Annotated in this window: 17 protein-coding genes; 6 read left to right on the plus strand and 11 right to left on the minus strand. The window is 42.7% G+C overall.

Translation table 11 applies throughout. The features are described from left to right. Positions 1-95: 95 nt before the first annotated feature. Positions 96-1454: a GntP family permease gene (locus tag A3K91_RS04975; protein ID WP_062845870.1), complete on the minus strand. Its 1359-nt coding sequence runs from the start codon at positions 1452-1454 to the stop codon at positions 96-98. Positions 1455-1666: 212 nt separating this feature from the next. On the opposite strand from A3K91_RS04975, the gene cobT reads away from it, so the two are divergent. The 3 genes from cobT (at position 1667) to A3K91_RS04990 (ending at position 4164) form a co-directional block, all read left to right on the plus strand. After that, positions 1667-2719, plus strand: coding sequence for a nicotinate-nucleotide--dimethylbenzimidazole phosphoribosyltransferase (gene cobT / locus A3K91_RS04980; protein WP_062844268.1), 1053 nt, complete (start codon positions 1667-1669; stop codon positions 2717-2719). Between the two features lie 80 nt (positions 2720-2799). Next, entirely contained in the window at positions 2800-3573 is a 774-nt protein-coding gene (gene cobS, locus A3K91_RS04985; RefSeq protein ID WP_228139914.1) for an adenosylcobinamide-GDP ribazoletransferase, read from the plus strand. A gap of 27 nt (positions 3574-3600) precedes the next feature. Further along, a complete protein-coding gene (locus tag A3K91_RS04990) occupies positions 3601-4164 on the plus strand; it encodes a histidine phosphatase family protein (protein WP_062844270.1) in 564 nt (187 codons plus the stop codon). A 96-nt stretch (positions 4165-4260) separates the two neighbouring features. On the opposite strand, the gene A3K91_RS04995 is transcribed toward A3K91_RS04990, so the two are convergent. The 6 genes from A3K91_RS04995 to ppsA form a co-directional block, all read right to left on the minus strand. Next, entirely contained in the window at positions 4261-4485 is a 225-nt protein-coding gene (locus A3K91_RS04995; RefSeq protein WP_062844271.1) for a hypothetical protein, read from the minus strand. A 329-nt stretch (positions 4486-4814) separates the two neighbouring features. Then, complete coding sequence (gene rplI / locus A3K91_RS05000) at positions 4815-5321, minus strand: 50S ribosomal protein L9 (protein WP_062844272.1); 507 nt, start codon at positions 5319-5321, stop codon at positions 4815-4817. A gap of 20 nt (positions 5322-5341) precedes the next feature. Continuing rightward, positions 5342-5572, minus strand: coding sequence for a 30S ribosomal protein S18 (rpsR, locus tag A3K91_RS05005; RefSeq protein ID WP_010198808.1), 231 nt, complete (start codon positions 5570-5572; stop codon positions 5342-5344). 16 nt (positions 5573-5588) lie between these two features. After that, positions 5589-5993, minus strand: a complete 405-nt coding sequence (gene rpsF, locus A3K91_RS05010; RefSeq protein WP_062844273.1) for a 30S ribosomal protein S6 — start codon at positions 5991-5993, stop codon at positions 5589-5591. A 291-nt stretch (positions 5994-6284) separates the two neighbouring features. Beyond that, complete coding sequence (locus A3K91_RS05015) at positions 6285-7274, minus strand: RDD family protein (RefSeq protein WP_062844274.1); 990 nt, start codon at positions 7272-7274, stop codon at positions 6285-6287. Between the two features lie 139 nt (positions 7275-7413). Further along, positions 7414-9798 (minus strand): phosphoenolpyruvate synthase, encoded by a 2385-nt coding sequence (ppsA, locus tag A3K91_RS05020; RefSeq protein ID WP_062844275.1) that lies wholly within the window; start codon positions 9796-9798, stop codon positions 7414-7416. A 477-nt stretch (positions 9799-10275) separates the two neighbouring features. Here ppsA and ppsR point away from each other — a divergent pair, with 477 nt between their 5' ends. The 3 genes from ppsR to sthA all read left to right on the plus strand — a co-directional run bounded on the left by ppsR (position 10276) and on the right by sthA (position 13423). Beyond that, positions 10276-11172, plus strand: a complete 897-nt coding sequence (ppsR, locus tag A3K91_RS05025; protein ID WP_062844276.1) for a posphoenolpyruvate synthetase regulatory kinase/phosphorylase PpsR — start codon at positions 10276-10278, stop codon at positions 11170-11172. A gap of 84 nt (positions 11173-11256) precedes the next feature. Then, positions 11257-11661, plus strand: coding sequence for a hypothetical protein (locus A3K91_RS05030; protein WP_062844277.1), 405 nt, complete (start codon positions 11257-11259; stop codon positions 11659-11661). A gap of 112 nt (positions 11662-11773) precedes the next feature. After that, a complete protein-coding gene (sthA, locus tag A3K91_RS05035; protein WP_062844278.1) occupies positions 11774-13423 on the plus strand; it encodes a Si-specific NAD(P)(+) transhydrogenase in 1650 nt (549 codons plus the stop codon). A 144-nt stretch (positions 13424-13567) separates the two neighbouring features. Here sthA and A3K91_RS05040 read toward each other — a convergent pair whose 3' ends face one another. From A3K91_RS05040 to A3K91_RS05055, 4 genes are read right to left on the minus strand one after another with little or no spacing between them, the layout of a single operon-like run. Beyond that, positions 13568-14767 carry an ABC transporter permease gene (locus A3K91_RS05040; protein WP_062844279.1) on the minus strand — a complete coding sequence of 400 codons (1200 nt, stop codon included), beginning with the start codon at positions 14765-14767 and terminating at the stop codon, positions 13568-13570. Continuing rightward, positions 14767-15993, minus strand: a complete 1227-nt coding sequence (locus A3K91_RS05045) for an ABC transporter permease (RefSeq protein WP_062844280.1) — start codon at positions 15991-15993, stop codon at positions 14767-14769. Before A3K91_RS05045 ends, A3K91_RS05040 begins: the two co-directional genes overlap by 1 nt. Before the next feature lie 3 nt (positions 15994-15996). Beyond that, positions 15997-17196: an HlyD family secretion protein gene (locus A3K91_RS05050; protein WP_084387267.1), complete on the minus strand. Its 1200-nt coding sequence runs from the start codon at positions 17194-17196 to the stop codon at positions 15997-15999. A gap of 48 nt (positions 17197-17244) precedes the next feature. Then, positions 17245-18108 carry a YihY/virulence factor BrkB family protein gene (locus tag A3K91_RS05055; protein WP_062844281.1) on the minus strand — a complete coding sequence of 288 codons (864 nt, stop codon included), beginning with the start codon at positions 18106-18108 and terminating at the stop codon, positions 17245-17247. Positions 18109-18198 lie beyond the last annotated feature (90 nt).

An 18198-nucleotide genomic window follows, 5' to 3' on the forward strand; every position in this document is an offset into this window, starting at 1 on the left:
TATTTCAGTAAAGGCATTTAGGCAAGATTGGCCAAATACAATCATCGACCAATTACCTTTTGGTGCATTTGTCATTGCAAGTCGAATCTAATATGTTAAATAAATACCAAGGTTAATAGCCAGATAAATATGATACTGGTGACACCCTGAATACCAGTGGCCATCGAATGCGCTTTGTAAGCCTGAGCCACACTCATACGGCTAAACTGACTGACAATCCAGAAGAAACTGTCATTAGCATGTGAAACGGTCATTGCGCCTGCACCAATAGCCATCACACAGAATACACGACCAAGCTCACTATCAAGACCAATTTGATCCAGTAAAGGCGCAACCATTGCAGAGGTGGTAACCAAAGCAACCGTGGTTGAGCCTTGTGCTGTTTTTAGCGCAGCAGAAACGATAAACGGCATAAAGACGCCTAAACCCAATGCGGATAACGTTGTACCCAAATAGTCACCGATAGGCGTCACTTTTAGCATGGCACCAAACGCACCACCAGCACCCGTGATTAATAGAATAGGTGCCGCCACTACCAAGCCTTGAGAGATGCTGTCACTAATCTGCTGCGTTTTTTGGTCAGTATTGATAAGTAGAAATGACAAAAATAAACCAATGAGTAGGGCAGTTAAAGGATTGCCAATAAATATGAGAATATCTGTCAACATGCCACTACCAAAAGGGGCGCTTGGAAGATTGGCAACAGACGACAAGCAGATGAGTAAAATAGGGACAATAATAGGTAAAAATGCCATCGTTGCTGAAGGCAGCTGACTATAGTCATCGCGCGTTTTCATGCCATCAGGCATTACCGCTGCAGGCGCGTCTGCGGCATCTATGTTGTCAGGCGTGGCATTAAGAAAACGGTTCGACCACCACCAGCCTGCCAATACGGCAACTGCTGTCACAACCACACCAACCATAATAACCAAGCCTAGATTTGACTCCAGTCCTAAGTTTCCTGCGGCAGCAATCGGACCAGGTGTTGGTGGTACAAAGGTGTGGGTTGCATATAGACCTGTTGCCAATGCGATACTCATCGCCACGCTCGATACCTTTAAGCGCTCGGCCAAAGACTCTTTTAAAGAGTTCAAAATAATGTAGCCTGAGTCACAAAAGACAGGGACTGATACCACAGCACCAACGATAGACATGGTTAAAGTAGGGAAGCGTGGCCCCAATACTTTGATCACAAACTCTGCCATCACAATGGCAGCACCGGTTTTTTCAAGAATTAAACCGATAATAGTACCGAATACAATGACCAGACCAATGTAACCTAAGATACCACCAAAGCCATCGGAGATCGTCTTAGCGACAGTGTTAAGCGGTACTTGGTAAAAAAGTGCGACCAAAAAAGCTGACAATATTAACACTAAAAAAGGATGCCACTTTAATTTTGCCGTGGCGAAAATAATAAAAAGAATGGTCAGCACCAGCCAAAATACGATCATTACAGCCTCTATATAGTTGATATCTTTGTGAATTATCCATGCAGCTGTCACTGAGCTGGGCATCAATAGCGATATGTGTTTTTAAAGGGGCATATTCTATCTTAAATACGCGCTCCTAGGAAATCTATTCAACGCAGATATGACGTTGTTAATGGTAAAAATTTCGTATTCTGCTAATATTGGTTTTTTATTTTATATGTCACAACATCAGGATGCTTGCTTTGACCACATTCACCGCGCCTACGATAGCCAGTATAGAAAACAAGGTACTTCGACAGCAACTCCAGCAGATTATAGATCTGAAAACTAAGCCACTTGGTGCACTAGGACGATTAGAGACATTGGCATTGCAATTGGGTATGATTCAAGGCACCACCAAGCCGCAGATTGAGCAACCACAAATTCGAGTATTTGCAGCCGACCATGGTTTAACCAAGCACGGTACATCCGCTTATCCGAGTGCTGTGACTGCACAAATGGTATATAACTTTTTGCAAGGTGGGGCCGCGATTAATGTATTGGCACGTCAACATAATATCGAGTTAAAGGTAGTTGATGCGGGCGTGGATACAGATTTTGAGCCACATCCACAATTGCTGAATCATAAAATCCGTCATGGTAGTCGTGATGCCCTCGTAGAACCTGCCATGACAGAAGAGGAGTGCTTGGCAGCGTTAGAACGCGGTATGACAGTGGTTAAAGAGTTACCTGGTAACTTACTGATTGTAGGAGAGATGGGTATTGGTAATACCTCAGCCGCCAGTTTGTTATTAGCAAGGTTAGGCAATGTACCAATTGCTGATTGTATTGGTCGTGGCACGGGGCTGAATGATAAAGGATTACAGCATAAGACAGAGATTTTAAAACAAGTGTTAACACAACATAAAGACGTAAAAGAGCCTTTATCCGCACTTGCTGCCTTAGGTGGTTTGGAAGTTGCTATGATGGCAGGAGCGTTGATTAAAGCAGCTAGCGAGCGCCGTATTCTCCTAATCGATGGTTTTATCGCCAGTAGCGCTTTACTGGTGGCTGAGCGCTTAGCGCCTGGTGTCATACAATATGCTATATTCGCCCATCATTCAGTTGAGCCAGGTCATATACATTTGTTAAAGTTATTGAATGCGCAACCATTACTTGATATGGGTATGCGCTTAGGAGAAGGAAGCGGTGCAGCGCTTGCCTATCCGCTACTTCAATCAGCTTGTGCCATTATTAATGAGATGGCGAGTTTTAGTGAAGCAGGTATTAGTGAGCAAAACAGCTGATGCTATCACCATTAAAAAATCCAAAGCCGTCTTCATCTAGACCTACTGTCATACAATTTATAAAGTATGAATACCGACTGTTGCTAGTTGCTATACAGTTTTTGACGCGATTGCCAGTACCGCCATTTATTCATTACAATCCGCAATGGTTGCATCAGAGCAGTCGTCATTTTCCGGCTGTAGGATTACTGGTTGGATTGCTTTGTGCAGGTGTGTTTTGGCTCGGCAGCATTTTATTTACACCGCTGGTGGCTGCGGTAATAAGCACAGTGTTTAGTATTAGACTTACTGGTGCTTTTCATGAAGACGGTTTGGCTGACAGTTGTGATGGTTTGGGCGGCGGTCTGACACGCGAGCGCACACTAACCATTATGAAAGACTCGCGCTTAGGGACTTACGGTGTTCTGGGCTTGGTGTCAGCACTGCTGTTAAAAGTTACCTTATTGGCATCTATGCCACTGTCAGTTGCCATTATTGCCCTCATTATCGGTCATACGGCTTCGCGCTTGCTATGCATCAGCTTACTCGCTTTATTGCCCTATGGTGGTGAGATTGAACATGCCAAAGCCAAACCGATGGCACAACAATTAACACCATTACAAGGAGTGCTCAGTAGTGGTTGGTTGATATTAGCTGGCGTATTAGTCACTATCATCTTTCCTAATACGATGCATCAAATTGGTCTTGGTCAATGGCTGCTGACATTATTATTGGCTCTGATTGCAACAGATTATATGCGACGATTGCTGCGTAGACGATTAGAAGGCTATACAGGTGATGGATTAGGCGCGACGCAACAAGTGAGCGAAGTGGCAATCTATATAGGGCTGGCAGTATCTATGCCATTTATCTAATACTCAAACTCATTAAAATAACCGTTTATGATTATGTATATTTGGCGTCATCCTAAACCCATCGAGGCAAAAGGTTTGTGCATTGGACAGACAGACATAGCGGTAGATGTGCGTAAAATAAAACGTCTTGCGAACAAAATTGAGCGTTTTGTTCGTTTACATCAATTGCCCAAAGTCATTTTAGTAAGTCCATTAAGGCGCTCTTTAGCTGTGGGACAGATATTGGAGGAGCGTGGTTTCCAGTATTACATTGTACCGGAGCTTGCTGAGATTGATTTTGGTATTTGGGAAGGTCGCTCTTGGGAGGAGATTGCTAAGCAAGACATTGATGACTGGTGCAATGATTTTGCACATTTTGCCCCTACTGGTGGTGAAAGCTTGTATCAACTGTTTATAAGGATCGAGCGTTGGATGAATATCATGACTATTGAGAAAGGTATTAACGATGCTAGCGTACCGATAATGGCTGTAGGGCATGCAGGCTGGATTAACGCAGCAAAAATGATTGCTGAAGGTAAGAGTGTGCCAACTACAGCCAATAAGTGGCCGTGTCCTGTAGATTATCTAGAACGTAGCCAATTGGATTTTTGACCAAAAAAATAGCCAATTATCATGACCATTCATTTCAAAAATAAGACGTACTAATATTTAGCATGGAGCATACTACTACTAATCATTATCTACCAGTTAAGCAATTTTATCGAACCAGGCTTTGCTGTTTTTGGCGGTAATAGAATCAAAGCTCACATAGATACCTTGATCATCCAAAGTGGCGTACCAATGATCTTCATTATTGCCAGTTAATAGCTGGAAGTATTTATTATTCACAATTCTACCGACTGTGTAAATCTCACCTTCTGAGTAAAAATCATTACCCCGTATACATAATAATTTATCATCAGTGTTTATCATATTAGTACACCTTGTCAGTAATTAAGAGGCACGTAGAATATCAACTTACTAAGTAACCTTATAGATGACTTTATATACATAATCTTATTATTAAGTATAAGTTTTTTAACAGATTTATTGCAAGTGGTTGTTAGGATGCAGTAAAAAGAAAAGAACGATGTATGGGTAAACTTGCGTAGAGTCTATGGTGCCTCATACAGTCAAAACTGTCGTTGCTCAATATATTTATCTCACTAACGTAGTGGCACTCTGCCAAAATACAAATATAAAAAAACCAGTGACTTAACGCCACTGGTTTTCGTGTAAACTGAACTTAGATATTCGAAAGATTACTCTTCAGAATAGTCTTCGCTCTCGTCTGCAGCTTCTTCTTGCTCTTCGTCATTACCATCTTCAGATAGGATAGTAACTAAGATGCTAGCAGTAACGTCGTGATGTAGCTGAATATCAACATTGTATTCGCCAACTTGACGTAAAGTGCCTTCAGGAAGCTTGATTTCAGCACGGTCTACTTCTAGACCTGAGTTAGTCAATGCTTCAGCGATATCGCGAGTACCGATAGAGCCGAATAGCTTGCCTTCATCACCTGATTTAGCACGCATGATAACATTAACGTCAGTTAACGCATCAGCACGTTCTTGAGCAACCGCTACTTCTTTTGCTTCTTCAGCTTCAAGTTCAGCACGACGTGCTTCGAACTTTTCAATGTTAGCTTTAGTAGCAGGTAGTGCTTTGCCCTGAGGGATAAGAAAGTTACGTCCGTAACCTGGTTTTACATCGACAGTCTCACCGAGTTTACCAAGGTTGACGATACGCTGTAACAAAATAATTTGCATGAGTCATTCCTAGTTAACGGTTAACCTTGATGGTTATCAGTGTATGGAAGTAGCGAAAGATAGCGAGCTTGCTTGATAGCAGTAGCCAACTGACGCTGATATTTAGTAGATGTACCGGTAATGCGGCTTGGTACGATTTTACCATTATCACTGATGTACTGTTTTAGCAATTCAACATCTTTATAATCGATGTGAGTGATGCCTTCAGCAGTGAAACGGCAGAATTTGCGACGGCGATAGAAACGTGCCATGAGTATTCTCCTTTAATTAGTCTTCACTGTTGTCGTTGTCGTCATGATCGTTTTCACGATTGTCTGGACGACGAGTAGTTGCTTTGCGTGCGCGTTTTTCATCGGCATTCTTGGCTAACTGCGACTCTTCAGTGACAGCTTCGTCACGGCGCATAACTAGACTACGAATGATCGCGTCGTTATAACGGAATAATTCTTCAAGTTCAGCCAAAGTTTCACCGTCAGTTTCAATGTTGAAAAGAACGTAATGAGCTTTGTGAATCTTGTTGATTGGATAAGCCAGTTGACGACGGCCCCAATCTTCTAAACGATGGATAACACCGTTGTTGTCTTGAACTAACTTGATGTAACGCTCAACCATGCCAACCACTTGGTCGCTTTGGTCTGGGTGTACAAGTAACACCAGTTCGTAATGTCGCATTATGACTCCTTACGGATTAGTAGCTATTAACCCTATGTTAATAGCAAGGAGATTTATAAAGTAAGCCTGACTCTTAGCCAATACGGTAAGGAATAAGCTTAGTTTATAAAGCGCCGTATTATAACAGTACTTCAGCATTAACACAAAGGTTAATCGCTTAGCACTAAAAATAAGCTATAAAAATGACTCTTTTTCTACCAACAAAAAAGCAACGGTAAGACGTTGCTTTTTTATCTAACTAATAAAATCGGTAGTTGAGCTTGAATCAAAAACCACTGACTCAAAAATTAGCTATTTGATCTTAGGTTCTTTTACCAATTGACTACTATCTGCTTTTACCACCAATGTTTTGGCAAGTTTGTCGTGCCAACCAATGTTTTCAGGGCTTTTCGCTGCCATATAATAGTGGATAGCAACAATGACAAAACCTAAGAAGCTGGTGAATGAAAACAACAGATTATAGATAATAAACAAAAACAGCGTGCGCATACCTACCAGTTTGGTAAATGATGGCAAACGATGCGTGGTTTGATCCACCACACGAATACCCGTCAGCAATTTACCAAGTGACTGACCACGTAGCGTGATAAAGATCAATTGTAAGGCAAATAATCCAAAAACCATGACTTGTGACATCATCAATGTGCTGCTAGGAAGACTTTCCATCAACGTCATTGAATATTGATAAGCAACATCCATGTTTTGAATATTTTGGAATTTACTATAATCCACATCCATCTTAGTCAAAGCCAAGACAAGTGGAATAATGGCCAATATATACAGTAGACCATTAATGGCCGTCGCTAATATACGCGACATAATAGGCGCAAGCACAAGGTCACCGACGACTTTGTCTTTGCTAGATTTGTTAAGGGCAGACTTATTCAAAGACACATTATGATGCGGTGTTTGATGACGGTTGGCTGTCATGTCCATCTTTGCATTTTTGCTTGAGTCTTTTGAACGTTCAGGCTTGCCATATAATCTGTCTAACGATACGGACTTATCACCTTGAGCATTATTGGCATTGTTTTCAGGAAAGATGGTGACGTTATTGACAATAGAATCGTTAACATCTGAAGTAGGGACATTATTGATTCTATAAACAGTTTGATTGTTGGTTAAGTTACCAACACGTTGCCATTGATCTAAGCCTTCATGCCATATCAAGTCATCCAGTAATACTTCACCAGATGCCAACATGATATTGAGCTGCTCCAACGTGTATGGGCCAGCTTGTACGTTATTTCGAGCAAGGAAAATCTGCATAATTGCCTGCATAGTTAGTCATATCTAAGTCATTATATTAGGGTCTATCTGAAAAAATCAAATAGACCCTAGATGCTATATCTTTAATGACTGTGTGAATTACCGTAGTAATTTAACATAGTAACTTAATGTTGTGACTTAACGTGATGGCTTATTTTGCTTCTTCACCCGCTAAGAAGAACCAAGTATCAAGTACTGAGTCTGGGTTCAATGACACAGAGCTAATACCTTGCTCCATGAGCCAGAATGCTAGATCTGGATGGTCTGATGGGCCTTGACCACAGATACCAACGTATTTGTTTTGCTTACGACAGGCGTCGATTGCCATAGTTAACAATTTCTTAACAGCAGGGTCACGCTCATCAAATAGATGTGAGACGATACCTGAGTCACGATCGAGACCTAATGTTAGCTGAGTCAAATCGTTAGAGCCGATTGAGAAACCATCAAAGTATTCTAGGAATTCTTCTGCCAGTAGCGCGTTGGTCGGTAGTTCACACATCATGATGACGCGTAGACCATTCTCACCACGTTTTAGACCGTTTTTCTCAAGCAGTTCAATGACTTGTGCCGCTTCGCCCGTGGTACGAACGAATGGAATCATAATCTCAACGTTGGTCAAGCCCATCTCGTCACGTACACGCTTTAGCGCTTTACACTCAAGCTCAAAGCAATCACGGAAGTTGTCAGACACATAGCGACTAGCACCGCGGAAACCAAGCATTGGGTTCTCTTCTGATGGCTCGTATAACTTACCACCAAGCAGGTTAGCATATTCGTTTGATTTAAAATCTGACATACGAACGATAACTGGTTGATCCATGAAAGCAACGGCTAGGGTTGAAATACCTTCAACCAATTTATCAACATAGAAGTCAACAGGTGAGGCATAACCTGCAATACGCTCTTGGATTGCTTGTGAGATTTCACGTGGCAAGCTGTTCATGTTTAGTAGTGCTTTTGGATGCACACCAATCATACGGTTGATGATGAATTCAAGACGCGCAAGACCAATACCTTCGTTTGGCATTTGGGTGAATGAGAAGGCGCGATCTGGGTTACCGACGTTCATCATTACTTTGAATGCAAGCTCTGGCATAGACTCGACAGAGTTGGTCTGGACTTCAAAATCAATCTGACTCTCGTAAATGAATCCTGTGTCACCTTCGGCACAAGAAGCAGTCACGTCTTGACCATCGACTAATAATTCAGTGGCATTACCACAACCAACGATGGCTGGTACACCAAGCTCGCGTGCAATAATAGCAGCGTGACACGTACGACCACCACGGTTGGTGATGATGGCAGAAGCACGCTTCATGACCGGCTCCCAATCAGGATCAGTCATATCTGATACCAATACATCGCCTTCTTCTACTTTGTCCATCTCGTTTAGGTTGGTCACGATACGGACTTTACCTGAACCAATACGTTGACCGATTGAACGACCTTCACACAATATTTTGGCATTACTCGTATCAATGATGTAACGTTCCATAACGTTGCTGTCTTGACGACTCTTAACAGTTTCAGGACGCGCCTGAACGATAAAGATCTCGTTAGTGTCACCGTCTTTTGCCCACTCGATATCCATCGCTTGACCATAATGCTTTTCGATGGTCATGGCTTGCTTGGCAAGTGAGGTTAGCTCTTCTGTAGACAATGAGAACTGCATACGATCTTGTTTTTCAACATCAACGGTTTTGACTGATTTTGCCGTACTGCCTTCATCACCGTAGATCATTTTCTTGTGCTTGCTACCAAGGTTACGGCGAATAACCGCAGGCTTACCATTTTCTAGCAAGCGTTTTGAGATGTAGAATTCGTCTGGGTTTACCGCACCCTGTACAACCATTTCGCCAAGACCATAGCTTGATGTGATAAACACCACTTGATCAAAGCCACTTTCTGTATCTAGCGTGAACATAACGCCAGCTGCGCCAGTCTCTGAACGTACCATACGCTGTACGGCAGCAGATAAAGCAACGCCCTCGTGCTCAAAACCTTTGTGTACACGGTAAGAGATAGCACGGTCATTATAAAGAGAAGCGAATACTTCTTTAATAGCAATAAGGATATTATCGATGCCGCGAATGTTTAGGAAAGTTTCTTGCTGACCAGCAAATGACGCATCTGGCAAATCTTCAGCAGTGGCAGAAGAGCGTACCGCAACCGCGATGTCTTCGCCGCCACTCATGGTTTCAAATGCTAGGCGAACTTCTTGCTCAAGATCTTTTGGCAGCTCTTGCTCAATAATCCACGTACGGATTTTTTTACCAGTAGCAGCAAGTTTGTTGACATCATTGACGTCTAATGTTTTTAGCTCACCATTGATTTTGTCCAGCAAGCCTGTTTCTGTCAAAAAACGATTAAACGCATTTGAAGTTGTGGCAAAACCGCCTGGAACACTGACACCCAAATCAGAAAGATGGCTAATCATCTCGCCAAGTGAGGCATTCTTACCACCGACCACTTCAATGTCGTCTTTTCCTAGCTGATCAAGATTGATTACAAGTGCTGTAGATTGAGCTGCCATGATAACTCCAGAAAATAAGGTTATTTAGTAAAGATTATAATGGTGGATTATACCGCTATATTCTGAGAATTTCGAGGGGGTAAATTAAAAAACTTGTTAAAAAAATACAAATTGTCAGGTTTACTACATAATTTCTGATGTCGCTCCGAGCTTTTGTTAATAATTGGGCTAAAAACTTTTAGCAAAAAATGAGGTAGTATCTGCCTTCAAAGACTGGAAGTGATGTTGGTTTCTAAGTGAACGCCTGTAACATTGATTTCTATTAGTTCTTTAATATGCGTATAATGGAGAGCATAAATAGTAGAGGCTTATCATTATATAGGTGTTCAATTTCAGCACTTAATACTCGGTGTCAAAATATCAAGTACCAAAACATTAAGTACCGAATTACATGCTATATCAGAGCAGTCAAAGACAGATGAGAATCAAGCGCTACATGAAGGTTACTATTGTGTTATCAATCGAGGTGCCAACGTTATGTACTCAAGCAATCCTGCTGAACAAGTGAAACCCACTATTCAAAATCGAAATGCGCTAAATTTAGACAGCTCACAAGCCGTTAGAACGGCATTTTTTATCTCAGATGGTACAGCGATTACTGCTGAGACGCTGGGACGTGCTATTTTGAGTCAATTTGCCTCGGTACCTTTTGAGACGCGAGTATTGCCTTACGTAGATAGCTTAGAGCGCGCTGATGATGCGGTTGAACAAATCAATATGGCCTATCAACGAGATGGTTTGTTACCATTAGTGTTTGATACGATTGTAAATCCTGAGATACGTGAAAAAATCAACGCCGCCGAAAGCTGTAATCTGGACATGTATGAAGGGCTAATTGGACGCGTTGCTGAAGAAACAGGGGTAGAGCCAGATGGACATTCAGGTCATGCCCATGACGATGTGGACTCTGAGACTTATAAAGAACGCATTGATGCGGTTCACTTTGCCTTAGACAATGACGATGGCGCACGTACTCGTCATTATAATGCCGCTGACATTATTCTGATTGGGGTATCACGTTCAGGCAAAACACCAACGTCACTATACCTAGCTTTACAGTTTGGTATTCGCGCTGCTAACTATCCTTTGACTGAGGACGACCTGTATGACAATCAATTACCAAAAGCCTTACGTGATCACAAAGACAAGCTATTCGGCCTACTAATCGATACTGACCGTTTAGTAAAAATCCGCCAAGAACGCCGTGCGGGTAGTCGTTATTCTAGCTATCAACAATGCCAGCAAGAGCAGCGTGCGATACAAGGCATCTATATTACTCATGGTATCCCAAGCTTAGATGTGTCTGAGATGTCTGTGGAAGAGATTGCCACCCGTATTTTGCAGATGACTGGTCTTAAACGCCGCATTGGCTGATGCCATAGGTATTATAAAAATAAGCGCTAAAAAATTATTAGTATACGCCATTCACTATAATGTCATTATCATACAGAGAATATTATGATCTCATCCTATAAATCGAGTAAAACGCCTTTATTATTGACCAGTTTACTGAGTGTGGCGACCTTGCTAAGTGCCTGTCAAACATCACCATTCTCACGTGAGCCAGTTCCTGAGCCGCGTTATATCCCAACCATCGTCTTGGGCGAAGCACAAACGCTAACCATTATGCCAAACCGAGTTGCCTGCGCCTCAGCCTTACCCATGCAATGCTTACTCGCCAAATCAAATAAAGATGGCAGCGTGTTTCAGATTCCTTATGACTGGGTTGATGACTTCAAACCAACCCTTGGCACAGAGTATGTGATCAGTGCCCGCCCACAGATTGATCAAGCCAAACAAAGCCCGACGGGGTATTGGACATTGCAAAATATAGTGTCACAACGTATGGTGACCATGCCTTAGCACTTGAGCTTGATACAGTATTTGAGCTTGGTACGATGAGCTTGACTCAACCAAGTATTGATTTACTCATGGTCTAACCACCACATAAATAAGTAAATATGAAGAGGACATGATGGTAAGTAAAAAAGCAAACGACGCGACCAATGAAGTTGGCGAAGATACTCAGACTGAAGTCTCAAACAAAGAAAGCAACCTTACTCCTGATTCTGAACATACAAAAGGTAAAGATAAAAAACAAAAGATTGAGCAAACCCACGAGCAAGTGACGGATGATATCATGCACCATCCGCATCTTGTGAACCCACTCGATGACACGCGTATTGATATCAAATCTGGTTTTGCCAAAGATTTGAATCGCATAAAAGGCGATGATCATGAGTATGAATACGATGTGGTCATTTTAGGAGCTGGGCCAGCTGGTGAAGCGGCTGCCATGAAGCTGACAAAATCAGGCAAAAAAGTGGTGGTTGTAGACCCGCGTGACCAAGTAGGTGGCAACTCTACTCATGTAGGCACCATTCCAAGTAAAGCCTTACGTCAATCGGTATTCAACTTAATTAACTTTCGCCGTGACCCTATGTTTACTAAGGCGATGGAGTACAAGCAGGTACCTTTAAATAGCGTACTGGCTAATGCTCGTCAAGTCATACGTCGTCAGGTAAATACGCACACACGGTTTTATGAGCGTAACCGCATTGAGGTGATTCAAGGTTGGGCAAGTTTTGTTGACACCCATACGTTGCGCATCGAAATTGATGACAATATGTTTGAGACCATTACCTTTAATAAAGCCATCGTGACTGTTGGTAGCCGTCCATATCGTCCAGACATTCTAGATTTTAATCATCCACGGGTTTTTGACTCTGATAAAATTTTACAAATGGATTATATCGTCAAAAAAATCATTATCTATGGCGCAGGTGTTATTGGCTGTGAGTACGCCTCTATCTTTACCGGTCTTGGCTATAAAGTTGATTTGATTAATAACCAAGATCAATTACTCAGCTATTTGGATAGCGAAATTAGTGATGCTATCGCACATGATTTTAGACAGTTCGGTGTGCTTATTCGTAGTAATGAAGAAATTGACCATTTAGAAACGCACGATGACTGTGTCATTTTACACTTAAAAAGTGGTAAAAAAATCAAATCTGATGCCATTCTATGGTCAAACGGACGTTCGGGTAATACAGAGGGTCTGAATTTGGAAGCTATTGGTCTCAAAGCCAACAGTCGCGGCCAATTAAAAGTTGACGATACCTATTGTACCGAAGTCAAAAACATCTATGCAGCTGGTGATGTCATCGGTTGGCCATCGCTGGCTTCTGCGGCTTATGACCAAGGCCGCTGTGCGGCAGCCTTTATGGTTGGTGATAGTGATGCTGAACCAGTATCTAGTGTCCCAACAGGGATTTATACGATTCCTGAAGTCTCATGTATTGGTAAAACAGAACAAGAGCTGACGGATGAAAAAGTGCCTTATGAAGTAGGACAGGCCTTCTTTAAGCACTTAGCACGCGCACAAATCATCGGGGAGCGTAGTGGGGTACTCAAGATATTGTTCCACCGTGAGACGTTAGAGATTCTTGGTATTCATTGCTATGGCAACCATGCTTCAGAAATTATCCATATCGGTCAAGCTGTTATGAAGTGTAAGAGCAATAACACGCTTGAGTACTTTGTAAATACTACCTTTAACTATCCAACGATGGCAGAAGCCTATCGCGTTGCAGCATTGAATGGTTTGAATCGAATCTTTTAATGTGTCGTTATTGATCGTAAGGTCTTGCAAATAGTACAAATAAAAAAGCGTCTACCGAACAAGGAGGCGCTTTTTTTTTCATCTCTGTATTAATAAAAACATTAATTAAAAGGCAGCTTCACTGTTTATAAAGGGTAGAATAGGTTATAGCAGAGCTTTACGCTGCTGTACGCAGTCGTACCAACGTATCAGCATCAGCAACATAAAATAAAGTACCCACAGTCCTGCCAATGCATAGAATCCCAGTGCAACTTGAGAGAGACTGGCGCCCATTTGGTTCAGCTGGACAGAAGTATTGATGGCAGGCGTGGTCGGTATGAGCCAACGAATGATTTGTAAAAACTCTGGAAGTTGATAGGCAGGCCAAGGGTAGCCGCTGACAAAGAACATCGGTAGTGAGCTAAAAATCAAAAGCTGCATACTGCGCTCACGTTGACGGAACCACAGTCCAAGCACACAGCCAAGCGTCGCCACTGTAGGACAAAATAGTAGTAAAAATAGCAGGCTACCGATCATATTCTGTCCGCGCGCATAATGATGTAGCTCAAAGGCCCAGCCATAATAAAAGCAGCCAGTCATAAAACCAAACGTACTTAGAGCTGCAATACGACCAAGCCAGCCCCTTACACTGGCTCTATGACGTCGCTGTTCATACCATGTACCGACCAGCATAGCGGTTGACATCAAAAGCGTCTGTTGCAAAATAAGAATAGACACTGCTGGCACAACGTAAGCGCCATAACCTTCAGTTTGATTGTATAAAGGGATAATTTTTAATGGTACCGCTTGGGTATTAGCGGCTGCAGTTGCGAGATAAGCGCCTTGAGCCACATTTTTTTTGATTTCAATGCCAGCAGACACCGTGCTAACGGCTTTTAAAAATCCAGTTTGTACGTTTTTATTCAATAAAAAGTAACCACCATTACCCAGAACACTGACACTGGCTTCTTTTCCGGACATTACCTGCTGCTCAAGTCCACTGGGAATCACCATATAGCCAGCAATGTCATCTGACCACATAGCCGCTTTGGCTTCTTGTTCACTAAGAAAACGCTGTGTATCTAGTTGCGGGCTTGCGCTTGCATAACGAACGATGGTTCGCGATAAGTTGCTGTTGTCGTTATCAACGATACCCACAGGCACATGATTAACCACCTCTGTTGAATAAGGCCAAGGATAAAAGAATCCATAAATAATTGGCGCAATCATGAGTAATAGAAGCACCCCCTTATCAGAAAATACGTCTTTAAGCGTCTGTAAAAAACTGCCTAAAAAATGTTGTGAGGAGTATTCGCTGGAATCATCTGCCGTGGTAGATGAGTGGTTTTTCGATGTTAATGACATTAGCGTGCTCCCCAACGCTCAGGATGCGCAAGCGCACGTTTGGTCAGTAGCGCAGTTAAAACCATAGCAATTCCTGTTGCAAGGGTCAGGCCATAAACAATCGGTAGCGACACGGCTACAGGCGCCTGCATCTGTAATTGCGCAATGTGCAACTTTAAATAATGAGTGAGTGGCAATGCATCTGACCAATGTTTGGCACTGTCACTAATGGCAATATAAGGAAAAGTCACCCCAGCAAAAGCGTATGAAGGTGCTGAGATAAAGGCAGTAGAAGACAATCCCATACGCAATGAGAATGCACCCAAGGTAAAGATAGCGCCCAGCCAAAAAGACAGCATCATCAGCAGTATCAGACCGATGTAGGTGGTAACAATTGAGCCAATGGCGACCGATGTTTGAGGTGTGGCGAGCCATAATGCCAGCATTGCCCAAACACTATACGCCACTGTAGGCCAGAAATATTTGCCCAACAACCCAAATAATATGACCAAAATGCTGGCTGGTTCATCGACTTTATGACCTGACTGATGCTTATTGATAAAACCATACCAATGACCAAGGTTTTTATCGCGTAACTCACGACCAATCGTGGTTGCACCAATAACCATCGCCAAAATATGTAATAAAGCAGGGATAACGGTTGATGCCAAAAACTGTTGATAATTGGTGGCGGCGTTAAACAAGCTGACACGCTGTATTTTAATAGGCGAGTAGGCAATGGCTGCTTGTGCTGGTGACATGCCTTTTTTGACCAAACGCTGTATCTCAACCCCTGCTGATAACGTACCAGCAACCGCCTGAACACTGGTCTGAATAATGCCTGAATGCGTGCCATACTGCGCATTGACTCGCAATACTAGCGGAGCTGACTTACCAGACAAAATATTGCGAGAAAAGTTCTCAGGAATAACCACGATGGCATACACATCGCGCTGTAAGATTGCCGCCTGTGCCTCAGTATCTGAGTAATAAAGCTGTCTTACGGTCAAAGTAGGACTGGCTTCCAAATAACGTACAGCAGTATTGGCAACAGGGCCATTGTCTTGATCCATCACGCCAATGGGCAAGTCTGTAATCTGAGTCTGTGAGAATATCCACCAGATCATAAGTACGGTTATTAGCGGTAGCCAAACCACCATACTAAGATCCCATAGGTTTTTGGTTAAAAACCGCCGTTCATAGGCAGCGCTGCGTATAAAAGCCCCACTCAGCTTAGTTAAACTCATGACTTACTCTTGGGTCTGACGAACAGTAGTAGGATCAATACGTACAACAACGCTCATACCTGAACGTATACGGGCGTCAGGCGTGCTCGGACGTGCTTTCACTTCAAACGTACGCACATCAAAGCCATCATCATTATTGGTTGGGCGCCAAGTGGCAAAGTCAGATAACGTCGAAGTGGCATAAACCGTAAACTGCTTGGTATAAGGCTTATTGGTTGATGATAGTGCTGGAATCGTACCGTTAAATTGCTGACCAATCGCAAACTGATTCAAATGCGCTTCGGTGACGTTGAGTACTACCCACTGATTGTTGGTATTAACGAGCGTTAAGATCGGTACGCCTTGCCCAATAACTTCACCTGCATTGACAATAATATTATCGACGATACCAGAAATGGGGCTTTTCAGATTCGCCTCTTCTTTTGCGACTAAAGCTTCGTCTAGTTGAGCATCGACTTGGGCGACTTGCGCGCTAGCAGCAGACTTGTCTTCACTGCGTGTGCCTTCCATCGCCAAGTCGTATTGTAAGCGCGACGCTTCGGTCTGGTCTTGAGTGGCCAAATATTGTGCATAGGCTTCGTCGCGTTTTTGCCGCGCCATGAGCCCTTCTTCATACAGGCGATTGACACGCTGATACGTATTTTCTGCCAAATCAGAAGCAGCTTTATTGGCCTGCCATGCTGCTTTTGCTTGAGCGATTTCTTGTGGACGCGCACCGTTTTCTGCTTTATCTAACTGACTTTGTGCCATCTGTTTGCCAGCGCGTGCTTGGTTGATTTTGGCATTAATCTCAGGTGAGTCCATTTCAATCAGCTGCTGACCCACCGTCACAGTATCGCCCTCTGTCACTAATATTTGAGCAATACGTCCAGATACTTTTGCTGCAATGGAGGTTTGCTGCATTTGCATCTGACCTTGTAAGGTGACAATTTCAGGCTTGCTGTGCTGATTGCTCTTATACAAACCGTAAGCAATGACGCCCACTACTATCAAAAACACTAAAGCGAGAATGCCTTTTTTTATCAAGGCAGCTCTTTTGGGTTTGGCGTCACTACGATTATAGGCGAGTGTGGGCTGATCGGCTTTAGCTTCATGCACATCTTCTGTCGAATCCATAGAAGCCTGCTCATTTTGAAAGGTCACTGACTCGGTCGAATCAGTTGGTTTGCGTGAGTTGTCTGATTCGTGTGGTAATTCAGTCATGACAGAAGGGTTCCTAAAGCGACAAGGTTGAGAGTAAAGGTTTTATAATTAATACACACGAATGGCATAAGGTTTGCCGTTTTCTATGACTTGAGAGTTAAAAATAGCACCAAAGGCGATGATAAATGCTGAGTAATAAAGCCATAGCATAATGACCACAGCCGCTGATAGGGCACCAAACTCAGCGCTATAGTTATTAAAGTTTTGCACATAAACCGAAAACAGCAGAGACAATACGATCCAAAGCACAGTCGCCAAAGCCGCTCCTGGCATCAACTGTTTTAGCACGATAGCGTCACGATTTGGGGCTAGGCGATATAAGCCTAAAAAGCTTAAGAAAATAATACAAGCCAATATCGGCCATCTGCTCCAAAGCGCAATGGTCTTAGCTACTTGAGGGAAGGGAAAATAGTCTGCCCCCAAAGGAATGATAGCGATAGAGGAGATGGCTATAATCAAGACTACTACTGCCCCGAAAGTTAAACCAACCGCTCGAATCGTACCCTGAATAAAACTGCGTTCTTGAGTGATATGAAAGGCAAGATTGATCAAAATAATCAAAGATTTTATGCCTTTTGAGCCTGCATAAAGGGCGAGAAAGCTCGATAATAAGAGACTAAAAGTTAGTGTGGACGTGGTGTTAGAGACCAACTCACTCAAGCGCATATTAAGAACGTCATAAACAGTATCTGGTATAAAGGCACGTAACAGTGAGATTTGTTCTTGCATCTCAGCGGGCGAAAACGCAAGACCATAAATCAGTACAAATACTGCCATGACTGGAAAAATAGACAAAAAGCCAAAATACCCGACACTCGCACAATGTGCCCAAATATTGGAGTTATTCGCAATACGCCATGTTTCTAATAAAGGGTGCAGTCCACTGGTCAAGTTGGAAGTTATTTTTTTCATAAGACAGTTATTCACAATAAGATTAATAATAGTAGGGTGATGAGTGGTTGTATGATAGTCAGTATAAGCGCTTATCTACGTACCCTACGA

It is taken from the genome of Psychrobacter alimentarius, assembly GCF_001606025.1.
In the GTDB taxonomy this organism is placed as follows: Bacteria; Pseudomonadota; Gammaproteobacteria; order Pseudomonadales; family Moraxellaceae; genus Psychrobacter; species Psychrobacter alimentarius.